6 protein-coding genes are annotated in these 6,543 nt (G+C 69.4%); 5 read left to right on the top strand and 1 reads right to left on the bottom strand.

Annotation, left to right across the window (positions count from 1 at the left end; genetic code table 11):
* Positions 1-489 precede the first annotated feature (489 nt).
* Positions 490-1,407, top strand: coding sequence for a PAC2 family protein (locus tag RWX45_RS01445; RefSeq protein ID WP_316022013.1), 918 nt, complete (start codon positions 490-492; stop codon positions 1,405-1,407).
* A 40-nt stretch (positions 1,408-1,447) separates the two neighbouring features.
* Here the strand turns inward: RWX45_RS01445 and RWX45_RS01440 are convergent, their stop codons facing one another.
* Positions 1,448-2,206, bottom strand: coding sequence for a fused MFS/spermidine synthase (locus RWX45_RS01440; RefSeq protein WP_316022014.1), 759 nt, complete (start codon positions 2,204-2,206; stop codon positions 1,448-1,450).
* A gap of 186 nt (positions 2,207-2,392) precedes the next feature.
* Here RWX45_RS01440 and dinB point away from each other — a divergent pair, with 186 nt between their 5' ends.
* From dinB to rsmH, 4 genes are all read left to right on the top strand, one after another.
* Positions 2,393-3,646, top strand: coding sequence for a DNA polymerase IV (dinB, locus tag RWX45_RS01435; protein ID WP_316022012.1), 1,254 nt, complete (start codon positions 2,393-2,395; stop codon positions 3,644-3,646).
* Between the two features lie 209 nt (positions 3,647-3,855).
* Positions 3,856-4,233 (top strand): DUF3040 domain-containing protein, encoded by a 378-nt coding sequence (locus RWX45_RS01430; RefSeq protein WP_316022011.1) that lies wholly within the window; start codon positions 3,856-3,858, stop codon positions 4,231-4,233.
* A gap of 686 nt (positions 4,234-4,919) precedes the next feature.
* A complete protein-coding gene (mraZ, locus tag RWX45_RS01425; RefSeq protein WP_316022010.1) occupies positions 4,920-5,351 on the top strand; it encodes a division/cell wall cluster transcriptional repressor MraZ in 432 nt (143 codons plus the stop codon).
* Positions 5,352-5,614: 263 nt separating this feature from the next.
* On the top strand, positions 5,615-6,543 hold a 929-nt coding region (rsmH, locus tag RWX45_RS01420; RefSeq protein WP_316022009.1), incomplete at its 3' end, for a 16S rRNA (cytosine(1402)-N(4))-methyltransferase RsmH.

Below are 6,543 nucleotides of genomic sequence, written 5' to 3'. Positions count from 1 at the left end.
AGCTCGGCGTAGGCCACGTCCACCACCTCCTGCTCCGCCGCGAGTTCCCGGTCTCGGACCGCCAGGGGCGGGGGAGCCTGTTCGGCGTCGCCTGGATGCGGACGCGCAGACGCAGGGGCGTTGGGGGAACGGTGGTGCTGGCTCACATGACCTCGCTAGAACTGTGGCCTCAAGGGCGACATGACAAAGTGCTGACCTGATCGATGAGCGGATATGGGTCGTGTACGGTGGTGGTGTGTCCGTCAGGGGATTCGTCTCATGACGGAGCCCGCGTGGGGATCGTCCATTATCTCCCACCGAGCCCCAAGCCGGCTCATCATCTTCATCTGTGGCCACCCATTCGCTGGAAGATGAACCGCGAGACTCCCGCCACTGTGGGAACACAGCCACGCGGTTCGGTGTTGCACCAGCCGATGCATGGTTGCGCGCCGCGCTGCGGCGCCACCGGCACGTGAGTAGTTGAGCGCCATGAGCGCGAGAGGAGGAGCAATGCGACCGCTGTACACCGTGGAGCACCCTGCGGGTGAGCCCGTCTCGCCGCGTGTGCTCCTGCATCACTTTGAGGGCGCCATGGACGCCGGTCACGTCGGTTCCCTCGCCGTCGACCAGCTCCTCATGACTCTGCCCCATACCCGCCTGGCCACCTTCGACGTCGATTCCCTGGTCGACTACCGCGCGCGGCGGCCGGTCATGACCTTTGACCGCAATACCTACACCGACGCGTCCATGCCAGAGCTGGTCCTCGACCTTCTGCAGGATGACGATGGCGAGGATCTGCTGCTCCTGCACGGCGCCGAGCCCGACTATCGTTGGCAGGAGTTCGTTGACGCCGTCATCCACCTGGCCGTATCGATGGGTGTGAGCCAGGCCGTGAGCATGGGCGGTATCCCCATGGCGATCCCGCACACTCGGCCCACCTACGTTCACGTCCACGGTTCACAGCCCGACAAGCTCAACCCGCAGGCGGAGGTATTCGGCCGCGTCGAGTTGCCCGGCTCCATGTCCGCCTTCCTGGAGCTGCGCCTGGGGCAGGTCGGCATCGACTCCCGTGGGCTGTCGGCGTCGATCCCGCATTACATCGCCCGCGATGACTTCCCGCAGGGCGCGGCGGCGCTACTGCGAGCGGTGGCCGACAACACCGGCCTGGCGCTGCCTCTGGGTGACCTGGAGGCTGCCGCCAATATCAACCGCGCGGAGATCGATGCGGAGGCCGCGCAACAGCCTGAGGTCGGCGCCGTCGTTTCCGCCCTGGAGGCGCAGTACGACGCCATGCTCCAGCAGACCGACTCCCTGGACTTCGAGGGCGCCCCGACGCTGGACCTGCCCAGCGCGGATGAGATCGGCGCGCGGCTGGAGGCCTTCCTCGAGGCAAACGAGAACACCTCTGGCGACGGCCTACAGCAGTAGTGGTTCCCCGGCCCCCGCAGGTCGGCCGCGCCCCGCTTTTTCAGCGGTTCGTAGCCGGCCGCGGCAGCGCCGGATCGTCGGCGCGCCAGGTGCGCACGGGCAGCGGCAGACGCCGCACCGCTCGTTCGACCTCGTCGGCCTCCGTGGGCGTCCAGGGCTCCGCCCGCGCGACGATCACCAGGTTGCCGCGGCGTCGGCCGCGCACCACCGCCGGGTCGGCAACGACGAGCACGCCGCCGAACAACTCGCGCATATGCGCTAACTCGGCCGCGACGGCCTGGCGGGGCGGGCAGGTGGTGTTGGCCAGATACAGTCCGCCCTCGCTCAGCGAGCGTCGACAGGCGGCCAGGAATTCGCGGCTCATGCAGGCCTGCGGTACCACTCCGGCGGCGAACACATCGCGCACCACCACATCCCATTCCCCTTCATGCAGACGGTGCACCACCTGCGCCGCATCCCCCACGCGGATGCGCAGCCGCGGCGCGCGTGGCAGTTCGAACCACTCACGCACCTGCCGCGCCAGAATCGCGTCGATCTCGACTGCCAGCTGGGTCGACCCCGGCCGGGAGGCATCCCAGGCGCGGGCCAGGGCGCAGCCGGCGCCGCCCAGATGCACCGCATGCACCGGGGCGGTCGGCCCGCGCAGGGCGGAGACGATCGCATCCATCTGCTGCTGGTACTCGAAGTCCAGGTGGGTCGGATCGTGCAGATCGATCCAGGACGACTCGGTCCCGTCCAGCAACAGCAGGACTCCCGAGTCGCGCACTTCGAGCTGCGCCGTTGCGCAGGAGGTCGCCACCGGCTCGGTGGGCAAGGGCCGGGAGGGGACAGCACGGTTGCCGCCGCGGTGGCGGCGCGAACGGGCGGGTGATTGACCACGGGTCACGGGGGCACGTTATCGTGTGGGTGCGACCCGCGGTCGGGCTCGAGGCGGGCCGGCGAGGCCCGAAGACCCGACCGGCGGATCGCCGGGGAGGGGACGAGCATGAGCAGGGCACCACGGGCCGACGCGGCGCGTCGCTCCTGGGGCGACGATGACTCCGCCACCCCCATCCTGCACGTGGACATGGACGCCTTCTTCGCTTCCGTCGAGTTGTTGGAGCATCCCGAGCTCGCCGGCCGGCCGGTCATCGTCGGCGGCCGGGACGGGCGTGGCGTCGTCTCCGCCGCCTCCTACGAGGCCCGCGAGTTCGGCGTCACTTCGGCCATGCCCATGAACGAGGCCATGCGCCGGTGCCCTCAGGCAGTCGTACTCCCGGTGCGGCACGACGTGTATTCCGCTGTCTCTCGGCGCGTCATGGGCATCTTTGCGGAAGTCACCCCGGTGGTGGAACGGGTCAGCGTCGATGAGGCCTTCCTCGACGTGTCCGGGGCGCGCCGCCGTATGGGGCCTCCGGTTGCGATCGGCCGCTGGATTCGCAGCGAGGTGCGCCGCCGCGTCGGTGTGCCGGCCTCCGTGGGGATCGCCTCCACCAAATTCGTGGCCAAGCTCGCCTCCGCGCACGCCAAGCCCGACGGTCTCCTGCTCATCCCTGCCACCGCCACCCAGGACTTCCTCAACGTGCTGCCGGTAGGCGCCCTGTGGGGCGTGGGGGAGAAGAGCGCCCAGGCGCTGGCTCGGTGGGGCATCACCGACGTGCGTCAGCTGGCCGCGACCGACGTGCGTCGCCTGGAGCGGATCCTCGGGCCCGCCGCTGCCCGCCACCTGCACGATCTCTCCCACGGCATCGACCCGCGTCCGGTTCAGCCGGAGCGGGAGGAGAAGTCGGTCGGCACCGAGACCACTTTCTTCGAGTACGTCACCGACCGCAACCACGCCCGCCGGGTGTTGCTCGACCAGACCCACCAGTGCGCTGCTCGCCTGCGCGCCGGGCGGGTGCGCGGACGCGTCGTCGTGCTCAAGGCACGGGGCGCGGACTTCGTCACCGTCACTCGCTCCCGCACCCTGGGGGCGCCCACCGACTTGGCGCGGGATCTATTCGCCGTCGTGGAGTCGCTCTTCGCGGCGCTGCCCACCCCGGGCGGGGGATTCCGGCTGCTCGGCGTGCGCGTGGAAGGGCTGTCCCGTGGCGACGACGGCGTTCAGCTCCTGCTCGATGAGGATCCGCGTCGCGGCGCGCCTGAGCGTGCGGCCGACGCCGTCCGGCAGCGCTGGGGCGGCGGCGCCCTCACCCCGGCCAGCCTGCTGTCGCCGCCCGAGCCCTCAGCCCAACCGCCTGAGCGAGGCCGCCCGACATGACCATCATGACGACCGCGACCGGTGACCACCGTGGAGGATGCGTGCTGGTCATGTCATAGACGTGTGGTGGGGCATGGTCCCGCGACTGTAGACGTCCGGTTTCCCTCCTGTGATGAGAAACGCTTATCCTGGATAGTGTTCAGGCGGGTTAGCCCGGGCGACCCTGCGCGGTCGTCCCGGTGAGCTCTGGAGAGGAAGGGAGGCGTGCCATGGCATTGTCGGAACGCGAGCAGCAGGTGCTGCGCGATCTTGAGGAGCAGCTCAACGATGAGGATCCGTCGCTGGCGGAGACGATGCAGCATGCCGACAGCACACTGCGTCGTCCCTCGCCGCGTCGTATCGGCGCTGGGGTCGCTCTGCTCCTGGCTGGTCTGACCGTGGTCATCGTCGGCGTCGCCGTGGGCAACGACGTGGTGTCGATCCTCTTGGGCGTGCTCGGCTTCGCTGTGGCCGTGTGGGGCGTCACGCTCATGCTCACCCGCGGAAGTGGTGAGCCCCGGGACGTGGGCGGTCGTGGCTCGAGGCGCGCGTCTTTCATGGAACGGCAGTCCGAGCGCTGGGACCGTCGCCGCGACGGCCAGAACTGACCCCTCCCGCTCCTTCACCGAAACCGGCACTAATGACGTGCCGAAACCGGCACAAGTGGCGTGCTCTGGGCCGGCGCCGTGGCCGCTGGCATGGGGAGGCCCAGGCAACTCAGCGCGCGCGTCTCACGGTTGGACCGTCTGCCACCGGTTGGACCGTCTGAGAACACGTCTGGGGCAGTCCATCCGCGCGATGGCGGTCCAAGCGCGCTTAAGCGGTCCAAGCGCGCGATGACGGTCCAACTGGAGTCGTCCGTGGTTCCCCGCCCAAGGGCGCTCCTTGCCCCGCCCGACCGCGTTAACCCGGCGTCGTCATCCGACCAAACGGCCAGCGCCTGACGCTTCGGCCGTGGCGCCAATGCTTCGGCACTGTCGACGACGCTTCGGCACGTTCCCCCACGGTTCGGCGCCCTCCCTGCCGAACCGTTAGCCCCAATGTCGCACCTCCGTCCCGAAGGTACGAACCGTCAGCCCACGTGCCGACCCGCCACAGCGCGCCGTCGCGCTCCCCCTGGCCTCCACTTTCCTCCACCCGCCTTCAGCCCCGTTATTACGGGGAAAACATCGGATCGTTGGGCGTAGGGATGCGATCGTGACCCGGATTTGCGGCCGCATAGTGGAAGGAAGGGGAGGAAAGTGGAGTAATGTGGGGCACGTCGGATTCGTCGAGGGGAAAGGAGTGCGGTCCGTTGTTCCTGGGTACCCACGCTCCCCGTCTCGACGAAAAGGGCCGGCTCATCCTCCCCGCGAAGTTCCGTGAGGAGCTCGCCGGCGGCGTCATCCTGACCCGCGGGCAGGAGCACTGCATCTACGCCTTCACCTCCGCCGAGTTCGAGCGCATGTACGCCCAACTGCGGGAGGCCCCACTGGCGCAGAAGCAGGCGCGCGACTACGTGCGCGTCATGCTCTCCGGCGCTGACTCGCAGATTCCCGACAAACAGGGGCGCATCACCATTCCTGCGTCCCTGCGCACCTACGCCGGCCTCGATCGTGATCTGGCGGTCATCGGTGCCGGCGCGCGCGTAGAGATCTGGGACGCCAAGGCGTGGGAGTCCTACCTCAGTGCTCAGGAGCAAATCTTCGCCGACACCGCCGAAGAGATCATCCCCGGGTTCTTCTGACCCGGTGGCATAACCACATACAGCCGTCAGGTATCCGGAAAGCCGGCCACAGGCCGGTAGCCGGAAACGGGCCCCGTTTCGTGAGGTCTCCGCCCGCCGCACCGTCCGACGCCTCTTCCCCGGCGCCGGAACTGCGGGAGGAGTCCTGGCGGCACGGTACTCGCCTGCCGGCGCCCCACTGCACAGACCCAATGAATACCCAGCCCGAGCCAGCCCCACAGCGGGTGATGCCGAGGCCCAACCGGTGAGGAAGGAGGACCTCCGTGAGTACCGCTCCCGCAGCGAACCCGGCGCCAGCCGCTGACGCCGCCGACTACCACACGCCCGTCCTCCTGGACCGTTGCTTGGATCTGCTCGCCCCCGCGCTCGCTGTCCCGGACCCGGTCATGATCGACTGCACCCTGGGCATGGGCGGGCACACCGCGGGCGCCCTGGAGCGCTTCCCCAACCTCACGGTCGTCGGCATCGATCGGGACCCCCAGGCCATTGCCTTGGCAACCGCCCGAATGGCCCGCTTCGGCAGGCGTTTTCGCGCCGTTGCCACCACCTACGACGCCGTCGACGCCGTTGCCCGCGACGCCTCCCGGCGGACCGACGGCACCGTCGACGCCATTCTCATGGACCTGGGCGTGTCCTCGCTGCAGCTCGACGCAGCCGCCCGCGGCTTCTCCTATGCCCGCCGGGCTCCGCTCGATATGCGCATGGACCAGTCCGCCGGGCGCACCGCCCAGGACATTCTCGACTCCGCCGACGAGCGCGAGTTAGAGCACATCCTGCGCGCCTACGGCGAGGAGCGCTTCGCGGCGCGCATTGCCGCCGCCATCGTCCGCCGTCGGGCCGACAACCCCGTCACCACCACCGACGAGCTTGCCGACCTGGTACGCGAGGCCATCCCCGCCGCCGCCCGCCGCAGCGGCGGAAACCCCGCCAAACGCACCTTCCAGGCACTGCGGATCGCCGTTAACAGCGAACTCGAGCTATTGGAACGCGCCCTACCGCGGGCACTGAACGCGCTGCGGGTCGGCGGTCGCCTCGTGGTCGAGTCCTACCAGAGCCTGGAGGACCGGCTCGTCAAACAGGTGATGGCCGCGGGCGCCTCGCCCAGTGCCCCCGCCGATTTGCCCATCATCCCCGCAGGGGCGGAGCCCTACCTGGAGCTGGTGACGCACGGCGCCGAGAAGGCCGACGCGGC

Origin of the sequence: Actinomyces sp. MRS3W (genome assembly GCF_032465695.1) — a bacterium.
Taxonomy (GTDB): Bacteria; Actinomycetota; Actinomycetes; order Actinomycetales; family Actinomycetaceae; genus Actinomyces.
This window is presented reverse-complemented; position numbering and strand designations above follow the sequence as displayed.